The sequence below is a fragment of the Pseudomonas tehranensis genome (assembly GCF_014268615.1).
Taxonomy (GTDB): Bacteria; Pseudomonadota; Gammaproteobacteria; order Pseudomonadales; family Pseudomonadaceae; genus Aquipseudomonas; species Aquipseudomonas tehranensis.
This window is the reverse complement of the sequence record NZ_JABWQV010000020.1, coordinates 24,478-45,610: the sequence shown is the minus strand read 5'-3', so window position 1 is coordinate 45,610 and position 21,133 is coordinate 24,478. Positions and strand designations below refer to the sequence as shown.

17 protein-coding genes and 1 pseudogene are annotated in these 21,133 nt (G+C 60.7%); 9 read left to right on the top strand and 9 right to left on the bottom strand.

Annotated features, from left to right (window positions below):
* A pseudogene (locus tag HU811_RS06595) lies at nucleotides 1–552 on the bottom strand (LTA synthase family protein); the annotation flags it as partial.
* A gap of 280 nt (nucleotides 553–832) precedes the next feature.
* On the opposite strand from HU811_RS06595, the gene HU811_RS06590 reads away from it, so the two are divergent.
* A complete protein-coding gene (locus HU811_RS06590) occupies nucleotides 833–1,735 on the top strand; it encodes a LysR family transcriptional regulator (protein WP_186654784.1) in 903 nt (300 codons plus the stop codon).
* A gap of 125 nt (nucleotides 1,736–1,860) precedes the next feature.
* On the top strand, nucleotides 1,861–2,487 hold the full coding sequence (locus HU811_RS06585) for a glutathione S-transferase family protein (protein WP_186654782.1): 627 nt from the start codon (nucleotides 1,861–1,863) through the stop codon (nucleotides 2,485–2,487).
* 58 nt (nucleotides 2,488–2,545) lie between these two features.
* Here the strand turns inward: HU811_RS06585 and HU811_RS06580 are convergent, their stop codons facing one another.
* Genes HU811_RS06580 through HU811_RS06545 form a run of 8 tightly spaced genes read right to left on the bottom strand, consistent with a single transcriptional unit; the run spans nucleotide 2,546 to nucleotide 11,549 of the window.
* Nucleotides 2,546–3,676, bottom strand: coding sequence for a glycosyltransferase family 4 protein (locus HU811_RS06580; RefSeq protein WP_186654780.1), 1,131 nt, complete (start codon nucleotides 3,674–3,676; stop codon nucleotides 2,546–2,548).
* Nucleotides 3,677–4,807 carry a glycosyltransferase family 4 protein gene (locus HU811_RS06575; RefSeq protein WP_186654779.1) on the bottom strand — a complete coding sequence of 377 codons (1,131 nt, stop codon included), beginning with the start codon at nucleotides 4,805–4,807 and terminating at the stop codon, nucleotides 3,677–3,679.
* Nucleotides 4,798–6,165 carry a glycosyltransferase family 4 protein gene (locus HU811_RS06570; RefSeq protein ID WP_186654777.1) on the bottom strand — a complete coding sequence of 456 codons (1,368 nt, stop codon included), beginning with the start codon at nucleotides 6,163–6,165 and terminating at the stop codon, nucleotides 4,798–4,800. The genes HU811_RS06575 and HU811_RS06570 overlap by 10 nt, the downstream gene beginning before the upstream one ends.
* Nucleotides 6,162–7,427 carry an ABC transporter ATP-binding protein gene (locus HU811_RS06565; protein WP_186654775.1) on the bottom strand — a complete coding sequence of 422 codons (1,266 nt, stop codon included), beginning with the start codon at nucleotides 7,425–7,427 and terminating at the stop codon, nucleotides 6,162–6,164. Before HU811_RS06565 ends, HU811_RS06570 begins: the two co-directional genes overlap by 4 nt.
* Nucleotides 7,427–8,224: an ABC transporter permease gene (locus tag HU811_RS06560; protein WP_186654773.1), complete on the bottom strand. Its 798-nt coding sequence runs from the start codon at nucleotides 8,222–8,224 to the stop codon at nucleotides 7,427–7,429. Before HU811_RS06560 ends, HU811_RS06565 begins: the two co-directional genes overlap by 1 nt.
* Entirely contained in the window at nucleotides 8,224–9,666 is a 1,443-nt protein-coding gene (locus HU811_RS06555; RefSeq protein WP_186654771.1) for a mannose-1-phosphate guanylyltransferase/mannose-6-phosphate isomerase, read from the bottom strand. Before HU811_RS06555 ends, HU811_RS06560 begins: the two co-directional genes overlap by 1 nt.
* A 3-nt stretch (nucleotides 9,667–9,669) precedes the next feature.
* Nucleotides 9,670–10,638, bottom strand: coding sequence for a GDP-mannose 4,6-dehydratase (gene gmd / locus HU811_RS06550; RefSeq protein WP_186654770.1), 969 nt, complete (start codon nucleotides 10,636–10,638; stop codon nucleotides 9,670–9,672).
* On the bottom strand, nucleotides 10,635–11,549 hold the full coding sequence (locus tag HU811_RS06545; protein WP_186654769.1) for a GDP-mannose 4,6-dehydratase: 915 nt from the start codon (nucleotides 11,547–11,549) through the stop codon (nucleotides 10,635–10,637). Before HU811_RS06545 ends, gmd begins: the two co-directional genes overlap by 4 nt.
* A 426-nt stretch (nucleotides 11,550–11,975) precedes the next feature.
* On the opposite strand from HU811_RS06545, the gene HU811_RS06540 reads away from it, so the two are divergent.
* The 7 genes from HU811_RS06540 to HU811_RS06510 all read left to right on the top strand — a co-directional run bounded on the left by HU811_RS06540 (nucleotide 11,976) and on the right by HU811_RS06510 (nucleotide 21,114).
* Nucleotides 11,976–13,586 carry a glycosyltransferase gene (locus HU811_RS06540; RefSeq protein WP_186654766.1) on the top strand — a complete coding sequence of 537 codons (1,611 nt, stop codon included), beginning with the start codon at nucleotides 11,976–11,978 and terminating at the stop codon, nucleotides 13,584–13,586.
* Complete coding sequence (locus HU811_RS06535; RefSeq protein WP_186654764.1) at nucleotides 13,580–14,872, top strand: glycosyltransferase; 1,293 nt, start codon at nucleotides 13,580–13,582, stop codon at nucleotides 14,870–14,872. Before HU811_RS06540 ends, HU811_RS06535 begins: the two co-directional genes overlap by 7 nt.
* Complete coding sequence (locus HU811_RS06530; RefSeq protein WP_186654761.1) at nucleotides 14,869–15,744, top strand: class I SAM-dependent methyltransferase; 876 nt, start codon at nucleotides 14,869–14,871, stop codon at nucleotides 15,742–15,744. Before HU811_RS06535 ends, HU811_RS06530 begins: the two co-directional genes overlap by 4 nt.
* A complete protein-coding gene (locus tag HU811_RS06525) occupies nucleotides 15,741–16,895 on the top strand; it encodes an acyltransferase family protein (RefSeq protein WP_186654759.1) in 1,155 nt (384 codons plus the stop codon). Before HU811_RS06530 ends, HU811_RS06525 begins: the two co-directional genes overlap by 4 nt.
* Nucleotides 16,889–17,704, top strand: coding sequence for a class I SAM-dependent methyltransferase (locus HU811_RS06520; protein ID WP_092457819.1), 816 nt, complete (start codon nucleotides 16,889–16,891; stop codon nucleotides 17,702–17,704). Before HU811_RS06525 ends, HU811_RS06520 begins: the two co-directional genes overlap by 7 nt.
* Nucleotides 17,705–17,783: 79 nt before the next feature.
* Entirely contained in the window at nucleotides 17,784–18,977 is a 1,194-nt protein-coding gene (locus HU811_RS06515) for a DUF3142 domain-containing protein (protein WP_186654756.1), read from the top strand.
* Nucleotides 18,964–21,114: a hypothetical protein gene (locus HU811_RS06510; protein ID WP_186654754.1), complete on the top strand. Its 2,151-nt coding sequence runs from the start codon at nucleotides 18,964–18,966 to the stop codon at nucleotides 21,112–21,114. The genes HU811_RS06515 and HU811_RS06510 overlap by 14 nt, the downstream gene beginning before the upstream one ends.
* The last annotated feature ends 19 nt before the right edge of the window (nucleotides 21,115–21,133 follow it).

Here is a 21,133-nt window from a genome sequence, read left to right as displayed (position 1 = left end):
ACGGGCCGCCGTGACGAGTTGGTGGGGAAGATTGAACAGGTTCCATTGGTCTGCCTCACTGGGTCGCCAGGATTGCACCAGACTGTGGCTCAGTAAGAGCACTATCGGCAGCGCCCAGGCGTGGCGCGGCAAGCGAGGTGCCATATACAACCGGCGGGGCCATTGGACAATCAGCCAGACCGCCACCGCTGCCAACTGAATCGCTGCGAGCCAGGGATGGGCGAAGCCGCCGCTGGTGGAGTTTTCGACGAATTGCGGGTCGGTCAGGTAATGCAGGTCCGATGGGGTGGGCATGCGCCCGACAGCACTGACCAGTTCGATGCTGGCCAGCGTCAGCATGCTCCAGACCAGCAAAATGGGTAATGCCACCCACCAGGGACGACGGTAAAGCAGCACGATCAGCAACCCGCCCATGCCCAGGTCAGACAGATAGCCCAGCGGATCGGACCATCCTAGCGAGAGGCGCAGGCTCATGGGGATGATTAATGCGCATCCGGCCAGGGCGATGAGCGGGGCGAGGGGGTGGGTGAAGCCGCGGTAAAAAACATTCACAAAAAGGGGCCTTCCGATGGACGCCAGTGAGGCACGCAACTTGTGGACACGGGCTTGCGAGTAAGCCCGCGTCCACAAGACCTACGTCATGGTTCGAGTCATTAAGTTGTCATGAAAGTATGCTCGATGGTACCAAGCATAGTCGCAATTGACCGGGTCGATGTGCCGATGCCCGATCGCGTTGCGCTGTGGTTCGCTGGCACGGACCCCTACAATGGCGATACGGCGCTGATTTGAGGTGCGCAGCCAACTTGTATCAAGGCTTTTCGTTGGGGGATGAATGGACAGGTTTCAGGAAATGCAGGTTTTTGTCGCCGTTGCCCAAGACTCCGGTTTCTCGGCGGCTGCGCGACGCCTGGGCCTGTCGGCGGCCAGCGTCACACGCGCCGTGGCGGCGTTGGAGCAGCGCATCGGTACGCCTTTGTTGGTGCGCACCACCCGCAACGTCTACCTGAGCGAAGCGGGCCAGCGCTTTCTTGAGGACTGCCGCCGAATTCTGGCTGACTTGCAGGAAGCCGAGGATTCAGCGGTCGGCAGTCACGCCCAGCCCCGCGGGCAATTGACGATTACCGCTCCGGTGCTGTTTGGTCAGTTGTTTGTCACGCCGGTGCTGGTCGATTACCTGCAGCAATTCCCCGAGGTGGGCATCAATGCCTTATTGCTGGACCGTATCGTCAGCATGGTCGAGGAGGGCATAGACATTGCCATACGCATTGGCGAGTTGCCCGACAGCAGCCAGCACGCCGTGCGTGTGGGTGAAGTGCGACGGGTGGTTTGCGGTTCCCCTGAGCTCTTCGCTCGCCATGGCCGACCCGCACACCCGCAGGACCTGGAGCACATGCCGGTGGTCGCCTCATCGGCCACCGGTCAGATCAGAAACTGGACGTTCATCGACGCAGGGCAACCGCTCTCTGTGCGGCCCGCGCCGAGACTGGTAGTCACGGCCAACCAGGCTGCAATCACGGCGGCCTGTCAGGGGTTGGGGTTGACTCGGGTCTTGTCTTATCAGGTGATGGGCAACGTTGCCAACGGTGAACTGGAGATCGTTCTGGCTGACTTCGAACTGCCGCCCCTGCCGATCCATGTGGTGTACCAAGGTGGACGCAAAGCGCCAGCGCGAGTACGCAGTTTTGTTGACTTTACCGTCCGTGCATTGCGCGAGCATCCGGCGTTGAAAGGCTGAGACATTGTTTCGCCACTTGAAACAATGGATTGCATATTCGGGGGATTCTCTAGTCCTGAGTTCAAGCGGAAGATGACCCCATCGACGCCGTTCTGCTGATGGCGTCATTTGCAGCGGAGTCGACCATGAATCCCATCAAGCTTTATCACTTCCCGCTTTCCGGCCACGCACATCGCGTACAACTAATGCTTTCCTTGCTTGAGCTGCCCGTCGAGGTGATTTTCGTCGACCTGGCTAAAGGCGCCCACAAACAGGCAGATTTCCTGGCAATTAATGCCTTTGGCCAAGTGCCGGTCATTGACGATGACGGTATGGTGCTGGCCGATTCCAACGCCATCCTGGTGTACCTGGCGCACAAATATGGCAAGGGCCGCTGGCTGCCAACGGATCCGGTCGGCGCCGCCCGGGTGCAGCGCTGGTTGTCGGTGGCAGCGGGGCCGCTCCATGCGGGGCCGGCCACTGCTCGGCTGATCACGGTATTCGGCGCGCCCTACAACGCAGAAGATGCGATCACCCGCTCCCATAGCTTGCTGAAAGTCATTGATCAACATTTGAGCGACAGCAGGTTTCTGGTGGGTGACGCTGCGACGATTGCCGATGTCGCCGGCTACAGTTACATCGCCCATGCCCCGGAGGGCAACGTGTCGCTGGAGGACTACCCCCACGTACGTGCATGGCTGGGGCGGATCGAGGCCTTGCCCGGGTTCGTCGGCATGCCGCGTACGGCTGCCGGTTTGCAAAAGCAGGCCTGAAAATGCGTTAAGCAACCTTGAGGCGAGGGGATTTATCCGCTCGCCTCATTGACGGGTGTTACGCGAAGGAAAGCGCCCTTTGCTCCAGCAACGTCTCGTACAGTTGCAGCCATTTTCGGCCCATCTCCTCAGAGGTGAACAACTGCCGGTAACGTTCTTCGGCCCTGATGCCCATTTCACGGGCTTGTGTCGGGTTTTCCCACAGGGTGCGCATTGCCTCCCGGAAAGCTTCGGGATTGCTCGGTGGCACCACCAGGCCGGTTTCATTGTGGATATTGATGTAGCTGGTGCCGGTGCCGATTTCGCTGGAGATCATCGGTTTGCCGAACATCGCGCCTTCGAGCAGAGAAATGCCGAAGGCTTCGGAGCGCAGGTGCGAAGGGAACACGATGGCGTAGCTCAGTTCCAGTAACGCGACTTTGTCTTCATCTCCCAGACGTCCAAGGAAATGCAGGTTGCGCAGGCCCAGCGCCTGAGCCTGGGCATGCAGTTCTTTCTCCAGCGGGCCGGCACCGACGATGACCACTGGATAATCCACACCTTTAAGGGCGTCGAGGAGAATGTGCAGGCCCTTGTAGTAACGCATCACCCCCACGAACAGAAAGAAGCGCTCGCCCAGTTTCGCCTTCCACTGCGCGATGCGCTCCGCGTCAGGCTGTGGATAACTGGCTTTGTTCAAACCGTAGGTGATGACCTGGGTTTTATCGCGGTACTCCTTGAGCACATCGCTGGTGTGCACATAGTTAGGCGACGCTGCGACGATACGATCCGCGCCGTTCAAGAAGCGTCGCATCAGCGGGCGATACAGCTTCAGCAGATGCCGTTGGCGAATAATGTCCGAATGATAAGTGACGACGTAGGGTTTTTTCACCGCGCTGCAAAAATGCACCAGGTCCATGAATGGCCAGGGGAAGTGGTAATTGATCACGTCCGCTTCGGCCGCCAGCTCGCGGAATTTCTTGAAAACGCTGTAGGAAAATCCGGTGGAGGCCAGTTGGAAGTCCATCCGGGCCTGATGAACCTTATGCTGTCGGATGGTGATCGGACCCGGCGCCGGATCGTTGCTCAGCGTCAGCACGGTGTTATCGATACCCAATCGGTCACTGCTGTCGCACAGCTGGAAAATAACCTGTTCAATGCCGCCCATGGAGTCCGGCAGATAGGTTTTGTAAAAGTGCAGGACTCGCATTCAACCTCCCAGAACCTGGCGATACGTTTGGGCCGTCACCTTGGCGCACCGTTGCCAGGAAAAAAGCGCCGCTTGTTGCAACCCTGCTTCACGACATGCCTGCCAATGCAGGCGATCTTCGATCAACCGGTCCATGGCTTCGCGCATGCCTTGGGGATCGTCGGGCTCGCAATAGTTGCCGGCCGCCCCGGCCACTTCCGGCATCGCCGAGCAGCGCGTGGTGATCACCGGGGTGCCGCTGGCCATGGCTTCGAGTACCGGCAGGCCAAAACCTTCATAGAGCGACGGAAAGATCAGTGCACGTGCCCCTGCCAATAGCTGGGCTACCTGTTCGTCGGGCAAGTAGCCCGCGAGACAAACATGACCTCCGGCCAGGGCATTTTTCAACTCGTCGCTGAGTTGTGCACGCTGCCATCCGCTCATTCCTACGATGAGCAAAGGGAAAGTCTGACGGACGGATTCGGGCAGCCTGGCGTGGGCGCGCAGAGCCAGCGACAGGTTCTTGCGTGGCTCCAGGGTGCCGACACATAGAAAATATCGGCCTGCTTCCAACCCATGGGCTTTGAGGACCCCATCGATGGCTTCGGGTTCGCGCGGATGGAAACGTGCCGCAGCCCCCAGCGGGGCGACTCTCAAGCGTTCCGCGCAAAGGCCGAAATGTTCTCGGGCTTCATCGGCGATGAACTGCGAGTCCGTCAGAATCAGCTGCGACTGCTCTACCGCACGGCTGAGCCGACGCTCGATTTCCCTCAGTCGTGCCGGTGGTTGCGTCTCGGGGTAGCGCAGGTGCGTCAGGTCATGCAGCGTCATCACCGTCGGCCCTTCGAAGGCCAGGGGCCACAAACTCGGTTCGTGATACAGGTCGATGGCGCGTGAACGGCCCTGGTCGAAGCGTTTCTGCTCCAGCCAGCGCCGCGCCCGATAGGCCCCCGGTACTTGTCGCAGCAAAGGTGAAAGCCTCGAATAACCTGGTGTGGCTGCTTGCGGTAACTGGGCGCTCCAGCCCCAACCGTGGAACAGCGATAGGTGCACGTCCGGCTCCTCGGCCAGGGCAGTGGCCAGTTCCGCCACGTAGTGGCCGATGCCAGTACGTGGCGCCTGGAGAATTCGGGCGTTCAGCGCTATCCGCATGCTGCTTCTCTGTCGATGAGCGCGGCATCCCGATGGCGTTCGATGCGCTCCACCAGTTGCGCGCTGGCCTGTCGCCAGCTCAGCCATTGCCATTGATCCAAGTGGCGACTGGCCGGAAACACGCCGCTGTGTTCCATGTCCATGACCAGGTCCGCCAGGCTCTGGGGGTCATACAGGTCGAAATAAGCCATGAATTCTCCACCGATTTCCCGAAACACTTCGATGTCACTGCCCATCGCTGGTAAGCCGCGTTGCATGGCCTCCACCAAAGGCAGGCCGAAGCCTTCCACGTAGGACGGGAATACCAGCGCTGTAGCGTTCTGGTAGGCGTGTTCCAGGCTGTGGTCCGAGAGATCATTGAACATGAACAGGCGGCTGTTGAGTTGCGGGTGGCGCCGGATACGTTCGATCAGAGCCTCGCATTTCCAGCCGATTTTCCCGACGATGCACAACCGCGCCTGGGAGCCGGCGGCCCAGGCGCGTTCGAACGCATCCAGCAGGTAGGCATGGTTTTTTCGCGGCTCGATGGTGCTGACCATCAGGAACACCGGGTCAGGCTGCGTGAATAATTGCAGCAGTTTGCTGTTGATAGCGCTGGAGGTGTCCACCAAATCCAGTTCGCTGCCCAGGTGGAAATAGTCGAACCAGCGTTCACTCACCTGCTGTTGGCCCACGCGTCGTTCCATCTCCTGGCGAACCTGGTCGCGGATGGTGCTGGAGATCGCGATGTAGCCGTCCGCGGTGCGGGCAATCCAGTCGAACCAATGATTGAACACCTTGACCAGGCCGGCGTCGCAGAACTGCGGGTGGGTCAGGGGGATCAGGTCGTAGATCACCGAGACGATCCCGACGCCATCGCGCTTGAGCTGTTCGGCCAAAGGAAAGAAATCGGCGTGCCAGGAAGAGTCCAGCAGCACCAGTTGGTCGCCGGGGCGGTGTTGCAGAGGCACGCTGCGCGCCGGGAGGTGCTGATGCTTGAGGAGACGATCGAGCACGCGAATCGGAATGCTCAGAAAGCCCAAGGCGAATAGCCGACAACCGAGGTAGAGCATGAGACGGGCCCACCGTGACTGGCTGAAAGGGCGCCGCCGCTCCAGGGTGCGGTGCCTGAGCCAGAACAGGTTGGCAAATTGCTCCAGGCGCACGCGCAAGCTGGCCAGGTCCAACCCCTTGGAGGGCAGTGGCGCCAGACTTTTTACTTCGTACAGCTTACCTTGCAGCATCACCACCGGAATGCACTCGCGGTCCCGGTCTTTGGCCGGCAATTCACGGATGACGTTGCGCACGACCCGCTGAATCCCGGAGTTGGCTTGCGGGTGTTCATACACGTAGGTGCATTCCACTAGTAGGCGAGTCATGGCAGTTCCTTTTGCGTCAGTGCTTCGGCCGTGGGTAAAGCCGCGCGCTGGATGCTGGTGCGGGCCTGGAGCCACGAACAGCCGACGAAATCTTCCTGGCGATTGTTGATGACGTGAAACACCAGCCCGTAGTCGCGCCATTCGAAGTTGCGGTCCAGATGCGAATCCAGTCGGGACAGGCTCAGCGCGACGGAGTAATTGCCCTTGCCCAGGCGCATGTCAAAACTGAAACGGAAGGTGATGAGTTCGCCGGCCTTGAGGTCCGTCACGGCTTTATCCTGGCGATGGGTGTTGATGCCGTACATGGGCTGACCGAGGCGGTCCTTGATCAGGAAGCCCAGCACCAGCCGCTCGATGTCCTGGCGGATCTCGACCCGGACCTGCAAGACCATCGGTTGGCCGATTTCAGCCACTTCCACCGGCTGGCCCTGACTGTTCAACAGCTGAACATCAACAATGCCGGCCTCCCCGGTGCCGGAGATGGTACGTACCTGGCCGTTGGCGAGCATTTCCTGGCGGACGATCTGACCCTCGCGCTGGGCCAGCATCGCGTTGTAATAATCCATCACCTCTTCCGGCTTGCCGCGCATGGCCATGCGCCCGTGCTCCAGCAGGATGGCGGTGTCGCAGATCGACTGAATCGCCGAGCGATCGTGGGACACGATCAGCAGCGTCGTACCGGCCTTGCGAAAACTGCGGATGCGCTCAAAGCTTTTATGCTGGAAGTAGGCGTCACCCACAGAGAGAGCTTCATCGACGATCAGGATATCCGGGCGGCGGGCCGTGGCGACGCTGAAGGCCAGGCGCATTTGCATGCCACTGGAATAGGTGCGTACTGGCTGGTCGATGGCCGCGCCGATTTCGGCAAAACCTTCGATCTGCGGCATCAAAGCTTCGATTTCCTCCACTTGCATGCCCAGCAACTGCCCGGCCATGAAAGCGTTCTGGCGGCCGGTGAAGTCCGGGTGGAACCCCATGCCCAGCTCCAGCAACGCCGCGACGCGGCCACGCAATTGAATGTGGCCGCAGGTGGGTTGGGTGGTGCCGGTGATCATTTTGAGCAAGGTGCTTTTGCCCGCGCCGTTGACCCCGACGATGCCGACGGCTTCACCGGGCTGGATCTCGAAGTCGACGCCCTGCAGGACCCAGTGCAATTGGTGACGCGGGCGGGAAAAAGGAATCAGCCATTCGAACAACCGGCTCCAGCGGTTTGGATACTGCTTGTAGGCCTTGCCCAGGCCACTGACGCGTAAATGCCCCATCAGAGTTCATCCACCATTTCACCGCCGCGGCGTCGAAACATCCGCAAACCGGTGACGCACATCAGTAGGCCGATGACCAACAGCGGTGTCAGCGAACTCCAGACCGGCCACTGGTTGTACAGAAACAGATTCTGGTAACTCTGCATCAGCGCTGTCATGGGGTTGAGGGCCAGTAGTTGCTGGATCGACGGTGGAAGGATGGTCATCGGGTAAACAATGGGCGTTAGCCAGAACCAGAATTGCAGGCAAATGCCGAACAGTTGCCCAACATCGCGAAAGAACACATTGAGAATCCCCAGCAACATGCCCAGCCCGGCGGCGAACATCACTTGCAGGGCCAGCAAGGGCACCAGCGCCAGTAACGTCATCCCCGGCCAGCGGCCGGTGATCAACAGGAAACCGAGAAACAGCCCGAGGATGATCGCGAAGTTGATCCCGGCGTTGAACAGCACAATCACCGGCAGACAGATCCTGGGAAAGCTGATTTTCTTCAGCAGATTGGCATTTTCCAGGAACATGCCCTGGCTGCGTGTGGTGATCTCGGCGAACAGCCCCCAAGTCAGCAGCCCGGCGCAGAGGTAGACGCTGTAGGCCATGCCATCGTCCACCCCCGGCAGGCGGGCACGCATGATGTGGGAAAAAATCACGGTGTAGACGAGGATCATCGACAGCGGGTTGAGCACGGTCCACAACGCGCCGAACAAAGAATTGCGATAGCGCGCCTGGAATTCGCGCTTGACGCTGCCGAGGACAAAACCGCGGTAGCTCCACAGCGCACGGTGCAAGGTCAGCAACATCAGACGGCCCTGCCGTAGTGATCCTCGAAGCGCACGATGTCATCTTCACCCAGGTACTCACCACTCTGGACTTCGATGATCACCAGATCGATGACGCCGGGGTTCTCCAGCCGATGGCGGTGCCCTGCGGGGATGAATGTCGATTCGTTCTTGGCCACCAGATGAGCTTCAGAGCCATTGTTGGTGACCTTGGCCATGCCTTCCACGACCACCCAATGTTCGTTGCGGTGATGATGCATTTGCAGGGACAGCGCCGCACCTGGCTTGACCACGATGCGCTTGATCTTGAAGCGCGGGCCTTGTTCCAGCACGGTGTAGCTGCCCCATGGACGGCTGACCGTGCGGTGCAGGCGATAGGATTCGTGTTCCTTGTCCTTGAGCTGGCGCGCGACGCGGCGTACATCCTGGGCTCGGTCGGAATGGGCGACCAGGATGGCGTCGGGGGTGTCGATGATGATCAGGTTTTCCACACCCAGCGCGGCCACCAACCGTCCCTCACTCTGGACATAGTTGTTCTGGCTGTCGATGAACAACGCCTCACCACTGACGCGGTTGTTCTGTGCATCGGCGGGCACCAGATCGGCGACGGCACTCCATGAGCCGATGTCGCTCCAGTCGAATGCGGCAGGGACCACCACCACATTGCTGGAGCGCTCCATCAAGGCGTAGTCGATGGAGATGTCCGGCATTTCGGAAAAATGCGCGGCGGACAGTTCCTGTTGCACGCAACCTGATGTCTCTACGGCCGTGCTCGCGGCTATGCAGGCGCGAGCCTGTTCCAGCAACGCCGGGGCGTGGTTCTGCAATTCCGCCAACAGGGTTTTGACTGAAAAACAGAACATGCCCGAGTTCCACAGGAAACGGCCGCTTTCCAGATAGTGTGTTGCGGTTTGCAGGTCGGGTTTTTCGACGAAGCGCACGACCTTGGCAGCGCCTTGGGTATCCAGGGGTTTGCCCCGTTCTATATAGCCGAAGCCGGTTTCCGGTGTCGTGGGCAGTACACCGAAGGTCACCAGGTAACCGCTTTTGGCCAGTTGCGTGGCATGCTCCACGCTAGCCTTGAAGGCCGCCTCATTCTGGATCAGGTGGTCTGCGGGCATCACCATCAGGATGGCGTCGTCACCGTGCAGGGCTTGCACCGCGAGCGTCGCCGTGGCGATGGCCGGCGCGGTGTTGCGGCCTGTCGGTTCAAGTACGAAATGGCCGCGATGGCGTGCCAGATGGGCGCTTTGGTAGTGGTCGCGGCTCTGGAAATAGTATTCGCGATTGGTCACGGTAACGATGTCACCGCGACCGTCGAACAACCCGGCGGCGCGCCGGTAGGTCTTGCCCAGCAGCGACTGGCCGTCGGGCAGGATCATGAAGGGTTTGGGATGGCCCTCGCGGGACATCGGCCACAACCTCGTTCCGGCACCGCCGGAGAGAATCATGGGAATCAGCATGGCCTACTCCTTGGCGACGCGCTTCATGTCCGCATCCATCATCATGCGGATCAGGGTGTCGAGGTCGGTCCTGGGTTTCCAACCAAGAACCCGTTGGGCCTTGGCTGGGTTGCCGAGCAACACGTCCACCTCAGCCGGGCGGAAAAACGCCGGGTCGATCTTCACGAAGTCACGGTAGTCCAGGCCCACATGCTCGAAGGCTATCCTGCACATCTCGCGCACAGTGGTGGTCACGCCTGTTGCAACCACGTAGTCGTCGGGTTTGTCCTGTTGCAACATCAGCCACATGGCTTCGACATAATCGCCGGCAAAGCCCCAGTCGCGCTTGGTGTCGATATTACCCAGGCGTAACTCCTGCTGTTTGCCTTGCTTGATGCGGGCAGCGGCGTCGGTGACCTTGCGCGTCACGAATTCGATGCCGCGCAGGGGCGATTCGTGGTTGAAAAGAATGCCGCTGCTGGCGTGTAGGCCGAAGCTTTCGCGGTAGTTGACGGTGATCCAGTGGCCGTACAGTTTCGCCACGCCATAGGGGCTGCGTGGGTAGAACGGCGTGTGCTCATCCTGCTGCTCGGCCTGGATAAGGCCAAACATTTCGCTGGTGGACGCCTGGTAGAAACGGGTTTGAGGGCTGAACTGGCGAATGCCTTCAAGCAGGTGGGTCACCCCGAGGCCATCGACGATGCCAGTGGTCACCGGTTGGTCCCAGGAAGCGGCGACGAAACTCTGCGCAGCCAGGTTGTACACCTCGTCTGGCGCTGACTTGATCACGGCCCGCTGTACCGAGCAGGCGTCGGCCATGTCGCCGTCCAGGTATACGATGTCGTTTTCGATCCCGGTCTCGCGTAGCCGCCAGCGCGAATCGCTGCTTCGCCGGGCTACCAGACCATGGACTTTATAACCCTTGTCGAGCAGTAACTTGGCCAGATACGCGCCGTCCTGGCCGGTGATCCCTGTGATCAATGCACTTTTCATTCTTGTTGTACCCGTATCTCCCAGTCGGACAGGATCGCCCGCAAGGATTGTTGTGTTGTTGTTTCAGGCGTCCATCCTGTGGCCTGGCGTAGCTTGGCAGGGCTACCGCAGACGCGACGCTGTTCTGCGCGGCGAAGACGCGCGGGGTCCTGGATCAGTTGCACATCGACCTGGGCGATGTCGCCCAATTGTTCGATCAGGCTGCGAATGCTTTGCTCGTGACCCGAGCAGATGTTGTAGGTCTGCCCCGGCACGCCGTGGTCCAGCAGTGCCAGGTAGGCTGCAATCACATCGCCTACGTCAAGAAAGTCGCGGGTGACATCGATATCGCCCACTTGCAGTTGGGCCGATTGCAGGCCCAGCTTGATGCGGCTGATCTGCCGGGCCGCGCTGGCAATGACGAAGCTGTCTTTCTGACCGGTGCCGATATGGTTGAAAGGGCGGGCCACCAGCACCGACCAGCCTTCGCTCATGCCCCATTGCAGGCTCAGCAGTTCGGCTGACAGCTTGCTTACGGCATAGGGGTTGCGCGGAGCAGGGGGGTGCAATTCGGTAATGGGGAGCTGGGTTTCGTTGACCTGGCCATACACATCACCGGAGCTGACATACAGAAATGTTCCGGTGAACCCTCGGGCCTTGAGGGCCTGGAGAAGATTCAAGGTGCCAAGCAGGTTGATTTGCAGGGTGCGGGCCGGATCGCGAAAGGCTTCGGGAACGAATGTCTGGCCCGCCAGGTGAATCACGGCATCGGGGATCTGCGGCCAGAGACCTTCCAGGGATCTACCGTCTGTCAGGTCATAACGGGTAGGGACGGGCATCACCTGCCAAGTGGAATCGGGGGCATCCAGGCGAGATTTGATGTGGCGTCCTACGAAACCGCTAAGGCCTGTAACGAACAGACGTTTTTTCAAGCACCAGCCCTCTCGATGCAAACTTCGTCTGGTGCGGATCTGAGTAGGATATTTCCGTAAGTTCGGAGAAACCCAATTGAAAGTCAGCCCAGATGAAGCGTTTGTTGTAGTTGTTTGGTTGCCAATCTGTGCCAATTTCGAAGCAATTTCAACCATGTAAATCGTGACCGGCCAGTTCTCATATTTATAGACGGTTTATTCTCATCCGGCTGTTCACGAACCCTTGGCGGATGTGGTTAGAATGCCCCTTGTCACGATCCCTAGCGATGTCGATTTCAATTCGAGCCACGGGGCAAGGGCCACTAAAAACAAGAACGAGACGGGTACGCAGACAATCGATGAGCAACGGCCTCCTGGCCGGGCCGGTTCGTGAGTCGACCGTCATGAGGTGGAGTCGCCGGGATGGCCGCTCCATGATGGGATGCCATGAATTTCATTCTTTACTCGGACGTAAACGACCACTCCATCAGCCAGAGCCTCGGCCGCCCTGAGTACAGTTATTACTTCGTGCTCAAGGCTTATCGCCCCGTGCTGGAAAGCCTGGGCCGGGTGCATGTGGTGTCATCGGTCGCCGAGGTCGATCCGCTCTATCAAACGTTGCAGCAGGCGGGGCAGGACTGTCTGTTCCTCTCGTTTTCACCCCCCCACAAGACGCCCGTCGATCTGTCGTGCCCCATGGTCTGCGTGGTGGCCTGGGAGTTCGACTCGATCCCGGCCGAGCACTGGGATGACGACCTGCGCCATGACTGGAGCCGCACGCTGGCGCGCCATGGCCGGGTGATTACCCTGTCCAGCCACACGGCCGAGGCGATCCGTCGTACGTTGGGCGAAGACTTCCCGGTGCTGGTCTTGCCCACTCCACTGTGGGAACGCTTCGCCGCAGTCCGTGAGCAATACCCCATTGCACCGGTCAACCCGGGTACCGTCTTGCAGATCAAAGGCTGCATCATTGACAGCCGCCCCCTTGGCCTTTCGGCCGATGGCTTGATTGCACCACTCCTGGAAGAAAAACCCGAGCCACTACCGGAACCGGAACCGATCATCGAGCCGCCGCCCCTGACCTGGCGACGGCGCGCATTCATTTCCCGTCATTATCTGCGTGAAATCCTCCGTGCTTTCACCGGTAAGCCCGAGCAGGGTGCTCTGTGGCTGTCCAGGCACAACCTGCTGAGCTGGTATCGAGAAGCGGTCCGCGACCTGGTGCCTGTGCCAGTGCGCGTGTCGATGAGCAGGGTTTTGAGAGGGCCGGCGCCGCCGTTGCCCGATGTTGTCGAGCCCGCTCCAGAGCCTGCACCACCGGAACATCCCCAGGCGGTTCTGCCCGATACCCATCAGGTGGTGGAAACCGAAGTCAGCGGGGTGGTGTATGTCAGCGTGTTCAATCCCGATGACGGTCGCAAGAACTGGCATCACTTGATCACGGCATTTTGTTGGGCGCTGCGGGACGTCGAGGACGCCACGCTGGTGCTGAAAATGACCCAGAACGATCTGTCGACCTACTACGTCGAGTTGCTCACGCTGCTGTCTCAGCTATCGCCGTTCAGCTGTCGGGTAGTGGTGATGCATGGCTATCTGGAAGACGAACAATTCGCCCGCTTGTATGGCGCGGCGAGTTTTTACGTCAATGTTTCCCGTTGTGAAGGTTTGTGCCTGCCGCTGATGGAGTTCATGTCTTGCGCGCGCCCGGTCATCGCGCCGGACCACACGGCGATGCGTGACTACATCGATACCGAGGTGGCCTTTATCGTCAAATCCAGCCATGAACCCACCATCTGGCCGGAAGATTCGCGCATTTTGTACCGCACCCTGCGCCATCGACCCGACTGGGGCTCGCTGAAACTGGCTTACCAGCAGAGCTACGCCATGGCCCAGCATCAGCCGCAGGCCTACCAGGCCATGGCGGTGGCGGCGAATGAGCGCATGCGTCGCTATTGCGGTTTTGCCCCCGTGCAGCAGCGCCTGGTGGATTTCCTGGCCCCGCAAGGCCGTGCCGAGAAAGCGCCGCTGCTGGCCCAGGTGGGTTCCACATCATGCTGATCATCGTCTATTCGGAAACCAATCAGAGCAATATTCTGGCGAACCTCGGCAAACCCGAATACAGCTATTACTTCGTGCTCAAGGAGTTTCGCCCGGTGCTGGAGCGGCTGGGGCAGGTCGTTGAAGTGACCCGGCCGGAAGAAGAAGTCGATCAGCTATATGCCGATTGCCTTGGGCGCGGCGAGGATTGTGTCTTCCTGTCCTTTTCCCCGCCCCATCGCACAGATGCCCACTACGCCTGCCCGACGATTCCCGTCTTCGCCTGGGAGTTCAGCACCATCCCGACCGAAAGCTGGCAGGGTGAGCCGCGGCACGACTGGCGGGTGGTCCTTGGCGCGACCGGTATGGCGATTACCCATTCCAGCTTCACCGTCCACGCCGTGCGCGAGGTAATGGGGGCGGACTTCCCCATCGTCGCCATTGCAGCTCCGGTATGGGACCGGTTTTACGCGCGCGGTGCGATGCTGGCCCAGAGACCTACGGTCGATCACATGCGACTGCAGTTGCGCGGGCTGTTGATCGACAGCCGCACCGTCGACCTGCGGCCCTACGGCCCGCCAGCGCACCAGGCCGGTACGGCGCTGGTTTTTGATGCTCCGGCCCAGGATTGCGAGCTGCTTCTGGACGGAGTGGTGTATACGTCGGTCTTCAACCCTTACGATGGACGCAAGAACTGGAAGGACATGATCAGCGCATTTTGCGCGACGTTCCGCGACGTTCCTGACGCAACGCTGGTACTCAAGCTGACCCACCACGACGTCACCGCTGCACTCAACGACATGCTGCACCATGTCTACAAGAACCAGTCATACCGCTGCCGCATCGTGCTGATTCACGGTTATCTGGCGGATGCGGACTACGAGCGGTTGGTGGAGGCCACTCGCTACGTGGTCAACAGCTCCTACGGCGAAGGCCAGTGTTTGCCGCTGATGGAGTTCATGTCCTGCGGCCGGCCGGCGATTGCACCCTTGAACACGGCGATGGCCGATTACATCGACCACGACAATGCCTTTGTCGTCGAGTGCACCGAGGAGCTGACTGCCTGGCCCCATGACCCCCGTGCAGCGTTTCGTACCCTGCGTTATGTCACCGATTGGGACTCGCTGTGCTCGGCCTATCGCGCCAGCTATGACGTGGCCAAAAACGACCCCGAGCGTTATCGCTGCATGTCGGCCCATGCCGTGAGCAGTCTGGAAACGTTCTGCAGCCAGGCCATGGCCGAGCAGCGTCTGCGGGTGTTTTTTGAACAGGTATTGGAGCGTCGCCGGAACGCGCAGCAGCCATGATCGGGCGGTTGCTGGCGTGGCTCAGGCCGCCCGCCGTGCCCGAGGCGCCGCCATCGACTGGCGCCGTGTCGCCCCGTGACGTGGGCCTCTACGACGCAATGCTCGACGGCTGGTTTCTCAACGACAGCGGCGAGTTGCTCAAAGGCTTCGCTATCACCGCCCAGGACACCTTGTTGGATGTTGGTTGCGGGGAGGGCGTGGCGACCTTGTTTGCAGTGCGCCAAGGCGCTTCAGTGATTTTTACCGACAGCGAATACGACAAGGTGCGAAACCTGGCCCGCCAGGTCGAGGCCCAGACCCGCGCGCCGTTTCTGAGCCTGGTCAGCAACAGCCTGCCGTTGCCGCTGGCCGATGGCTGCGCGAGCAAAATTGTGTGCATGGAAGTGCTCGAGCACGTCGACCAACCCGAGCCGTTCATGGCCGAACTGGTGCGCATGGGCCGGCCAGGGGCGCAGTACCTGCTCAGCGTGCCGGCCCCGGTGGGCGAGCATTTACAGCAGGGCATCGCACCGCCGGGTTACTTCCAGTCTCCCAACCACGTGCAGATTTTCAGTGCCGAACGATTCGCTGCATTGGTGGAGGACGCGGGGCTGGTCATCGAGCATCGCCAGGCCAGCGGCTTTTTCTGGGTCATGGGCATGATTTTTTTCTGGGCCAGCGAACGCGCGGCCGGACGAGCCCTCGAGGGGGCGGTGCGTGACCGGATCCAGGCGCCTTATCCGCCACTGATGGAGAGCTGGGCTAGCCTCTGGCAGGGCGTGCTGACACAACCCGATGGCTTGGCGATCAAGCAGGTCCTTGATCAATTCATGCCCAAGAGTCAGGTCATCATTGCCCGCAAACCCGATCCTGCGACCCGGAGTTCGGCATGAGCAGCAAGCGAATCATGGACATCGAGTTGTTGCGCGCCGTTGCGGTGATGGGTGTGCTGTTTCATCACGTACAAGGCATGCCGTTTCCCGGTGGGTGGCCGCGCCTGGCGGCTCTTTCCGGTAGCTTCCAGCTGTGGTGGGGCGTGGATCTGTTCTTCGCAATATCGGGCTTTGTCATTGGCCGCAGTCTGATCCCGCAACTGCGCGGTTGTGACACTTCTCGGCAGTTCTGGGCCACTGTCCGGGAATTCTGGATTCGCCGGGCGTTTCGCCTGCTGCCGTCGGCGTGGCTCTGGTTGCTGCTGATGCTGCTGGCTGCGTTGTTTTTCAATCGCTCCGGCGCGTTCGGCAGTGTGCAAGCGAATGTACAGGCGACCCTGGCCGGTTTTCTGCAATTCGCCAATCTGCGTTTTGCCGATGCATTCATGCGCTATGAATATGGTGCGAGCTTTGTGTACTGGACGCTCTCGCTGGAAGAGCAGTTCTATTTGATTCTGCCGCTGCTGGTGTTCGTCTCCCGCCGGTATCTGGTCTGGGTGCTGCTGGCGGTGGTGCTGGTGCAGTTTTTCACCTGGCGCGCGGTATGGCTTTCGGTCATCCGCACAGACGCCCTGGCCCTCGGCGTGCTGCTGTCGATCTGGAGTTTGCGCCCCGATTATTGGCGGTTCGAACCCAAGTGGCTACGTTGGCCCGGGCTGGGTGTGTTGCTGATGGCAGGCCTAGGCAGCGTGATGGCCTGGATCGCGACCGAGCATTTCAATCTGTCATTCTACCGTCTCGGAGTCATCGCACTGCTCAGTGCCGTGCTGGTCTGGGTGGCCTCCTATGACCGGGACTATCTGCTGCCCCGCAGCCCGTTGAAAACTGCGCTGACCTGGGTTGGCAGCCGCTCCTACGGGATCTATCTGATCCACATCCCGGTGTTTTTCCTGCTGCGCGAACTGTGGTTTCGTTTCGCCCCGCTGGGGTCGCCGGACGTGGCGAGTGATCCCTGGTTGGCCCTTGCCTGTGCCTTGACGCTGATCGGGCTGTTGAGCGAACTCAACTACCGGATGATTGAAATGCCCATGCGCCAGCGCGGCGCTCAACTGGTTGAACGCCTGCGTGCCGCCCGTCCCGTCCTTCCCGTCTCTGGAGCCCCTTCATGCTGAGCCTTTTGAAGAAACTCACCACGGGTACGCCCGCGCCCGCAACGCCAGCGGCCGACAAGGTCGATCCCTATATGCTCGGGCTGCACGATGCGATGCTCAGCGGCTGGTTCAATCAGCAAACCGGAGAACTGTTCAGCGGTTTCCCGGTTGCGCCTGAGGACACATTGCTGGACGTTGGTTGCGGCGACGGTGGCAACGTGCATTTTTGTGGCATGCGCGGGGCGAAGATCATCATCGCCGATATCGACGCGGCCAAGGTCGAGGCCACCCGCCAGCGCTTGAGCGACACTCCGGCACGTGACGTCGAATGCCATGTGACCGATTGCAACCCGCTGCCCATTGCCGATGGGACGGTCACCCGGGTGGTGTCCACGGAAGTCATTGAGCATGTCGACGACCCGGCGCAGTTTCTCGCCGAGCTGGTCCGGGTCGGCCGGCCCGGCGCGCTGTACCTGTTGAGCGTGCCGCACCCCAGCTCCGAAGACCTGCAAAAGGACATCGCCGCACCGGAGTATTTCCAGAAGCCCAACCACATTCGCATCATCAGCGAAGAGCAGTTCAAGGCCATGGTCAGCGAGGCCGGGCTGGAAGTGTTGAGTCACAGCCAGTACGGTTTCTACTGGTCGATGTGGATGCTGTTGTTCTGGGAAGCGAAAGTCGATTTCAGCAACGCCGATCACCCGCTGCTCAACCATTGGGCAGACACCTGGCAAGCGGTGCTCAATTCGCCCCGCGGCGCGCAGATCAAGCAGGCGCTGGATGCGGTGGTGGCCAAGAGTCAGGTGATTATTGCGCGTAAGCCTGAATGACAAGGTGCTGAGGATGAATTCATTTGTGGCTGGCGCGGGAGGGGTTAATCTGCCAGCCTTTTTTGGGTGCTGAAATTCCATGGCGTTTCTTTTCCGGCTATCGCTGACCCTTGCCGCGTTGCTTTTAATCGGCTGTGAACAGTCCCCGCCCCCGGCTCTCGATTACCAACTCTATGTCTGGCAGCGCCAGTGGACGCCGGCCCACGCGCCGGCGCTGCGGCAAAGCCATAAGGATTTTTCCAGCCTGCGCATTCTTGCCTTGCAGGCCTTCCCCCAGGCCGGCTGGAGCCGCGCACGGATCGATGCGCAACTGCTCAAGGCTGACGGTCGACCGCTGATCGCAGTGATACGCCTGGACGGTCAGCTCAGATTTCTGGATCAGGACGATGTGATCGCGCAGATCCAGCAACTGCTGAGCGACTGGCAAGCGCAAGGCCTGGCCCCAGTAGGGATCGAGATCGACCACGACGCCGGCAATGCACGACTGCCTGCCTATGGCGCATTTTTGAACCGTTTGCGGCAAACCCTGCCCGCCACGCTGGGGCTGAGCATCACGGCACTGCCGGCGTGGCTCGACAGCCCTGCGTTGCCAGGGCTGCTGCGGACGGTGGACAGCAGCGTGTTGCAGGTCCACGCGGTGAGTGATCCCCGTCAGGGGCTGTTCGACCCGAAACAGGCGCTGCACTGGGCCGAACGCTGGAGTGGTGTCACCACGCGACCGTTCTATCTGGCCCTGCCAGCCTACGGCATGGCGCTGTTGGCTCAGGAGAGTGGTGTGCCGGTGGTTGAAAGTGAAGTGCCGATCGATCAAGGCGGCGAGAGTCGTGAGCTGCTGGCCGACCCGCAGCAAGTGGCCGGGCTGGTGGCAGAACTGCGGGCCGAACCACCGACACATCTGGCCGGGTTGATCTGGTTTCGCCTGCCGCTGGCGGATGACCGACGCGCCTGGAGTTTGACCACCCTCGGTGCCGTTGCGCGGGGAGACCGCCTGGACAGTCGGTTGTCCTTGCGAGTGCATGAACAGGGCGGGCTTTACGATATTGAGTTGGTTAATCAGGGCAACCTCGACAGTCCCTGGCCCCAGCGTCTGACCCTGGTGGTTGGCGCGTGCGACGGTGCTGATGCGCTGGCGGGGTACACGTTGCAACAAACGCCCGGACTGCTTACCTTCACCCGCATTCAGGAAGGCCGCCTGGCCGCTGGCGCCCAGCGTGCCATTGGCTGGGCGCGCTGTACGAAAATTGACCAAGGAGGTTTCAATGTTCACCCGTAAGTGGCCCAGTCGTCTGCTCTGCCTGAGCCTCAGCCTGCCGTTGGGTCAGGCGCTGGCCTGCGGACCGGATTTCCCGATGCGCCTGCTGGATAACCGCAGCCAATCGCTGGCGGATTTGCCCGAAGGCAGCTTTCGTTTCGAGATCAGTCGCCTCGGCCACGCCATAGCCGGGCTCAAGCCAGCCACCGATGCGACGGCCAACCCGGATCAGCGCTACGGTGATTTACCTGCCTACGTCGAGCAGCGCAACAAGGCCGAACGGCTCGGCCTGACCCCGCCGCAGCAAGCGGTCGTGGAGCGTGTGCGGGCGCTGACCGACGTTCAACAGGTCACCACCGAAGCGGCAAATCTGCCTGCCGAACTGCGCTTGTACGCGATCGGCGCGACAGCCTTCAACGCCGGCGAGCATGCGCTGGCGGTCGATTCGTTCCGTCAGTTACTCGCGTTGCCGGCGAACGAGCGCCGGTTGCGCAGCACATGGGCTGCGTATTCCCTGGGGCGAGCCTTGTTCGCCATGAGTAGCGAGGCGGGCAGCGGTGAACCGGCAGTATTGCTGGACCAGGCTCAAGAGGCGTTCCGTCAGGCTCGTCAGTTGAGCATCAGTGGCTTCAGCGACCCGTTGGAGCTGGGTGTCGCCAGCCTCGGCGAAGAAGCCCGGGTTGCCTACACCCGTGATGACTGGAACAGTGCCATTGAACTCTACGCCAGCCAGAACCTGCTGGGCTCCGAGGTCGGCTACAGTTCGTTGAAACAATTGGTCGGTGACCTGAGCGAGCTGCCGGACGAGCAGTTGATGCGCCTGCTCAAAGGCAAAGCAGTGCAGCAACTGCTTACCGCTTCGTTGCTCAGCCGCATCGGTTGGTCATTCGGTGAGCAACCGGCCGGCGAGAAGCGGCTGGTCATGTTGCTGCAAGCCAGCACCCGGGACAGCCTCGATAATGCCGACCGTCTGGCGGCGGTGAATTATCAGCAAGGCGATTATGCCGCCGCCAAGGCGTTCCTGGAAAAGGCCGGGGATAGCGGCCTGGCTTGGTGGCTGCGGGCCAAACTGGCGGTGCGCGAGGGTGACAAAGGCGCCGCTGCGGCGGCCTATGCCAAAGCTGCCCAGGCGTTTCCCAAAGACGAGTCGTGGGGCGAGCGACGCACTCCGGATTGGAATTACGAGTCGGTGCAACCCAAGTGTCGGGTCGAAGGCGAAAGCGCGATCCTGGCCTTGCAACGGGGCGATTACCTTCAAGCCTTCGATCAGCTCTACCGCAGCCAGAGCATTTATTGGTATGACGCCGCTACGGTCGCTGAGCGGGTGCTGACAGTCGACGAGCTCAAGCAATACGTCGACGCTCAAGTCCCGGCGGTGCCGCCGTTGAGCCAGCAGGATCGCGACAATTACGTGCAACTGCCGGTGGCCGCGAACCTGCGCAATCTGCTGGGGCGTCGCCTGCTGCGAGAAGGACGCTACGATGAGGCGCCGGACTACTTCGACAACGTCGAGCTACAGAACCAGGCTCGAGCTTATGGGCAGTTGCGTCAGGAGGCCGAGTCCAAGTGGTGGCCCACTCGACGGGCCGAGGCGTATTTCAATGCGTCCTGGTTCGCGCGTACCCAGGGTATGGAACTGCTCGGTTACGAGATGGCGCCGGACTACGCCATCTTTGGCGGCAACTATAGCCTTGAGCCAGCTGAACTGAAGGTTGGACCGCTGATCAGCGAAGGCGAGTTGCAACGCCAGCAGGCCAGCGCCGCGCAACCGGACGCGCGTTATCACTATCGTTTTGTCGCCACGGCGTTGGCGAGCCAGGCGGCCGATAACCTGCCCCATACCAGCCATGCGTTTGCGGCGGTACTGTGTGCCGCGGTGGGCTACAACTCCAGCTTGGCGGAGCAACGCGCGTTGTATCAACGTTATGTGCAGCACGGCCCTTACGTGGAGTGGGCGTGGGATTTTGGCCGGCACTGCCCTTATCCTGATTTTCGCAACGCGGACAAACGCTACGTGACCCAGGCCCTGGAGCCGATTCGTTCGGCGTTGCGGCCCTACAAAGTTTGGCTGCAAATAGCCGGTGTCCTGCTGGTGGTGGCGCTGGGGCTGGGATTGATCAACCTTCGCCAGCGCAAGGCCCGAATTTCGGCTCGCTAAGCTTTGTGTGTACATCCAG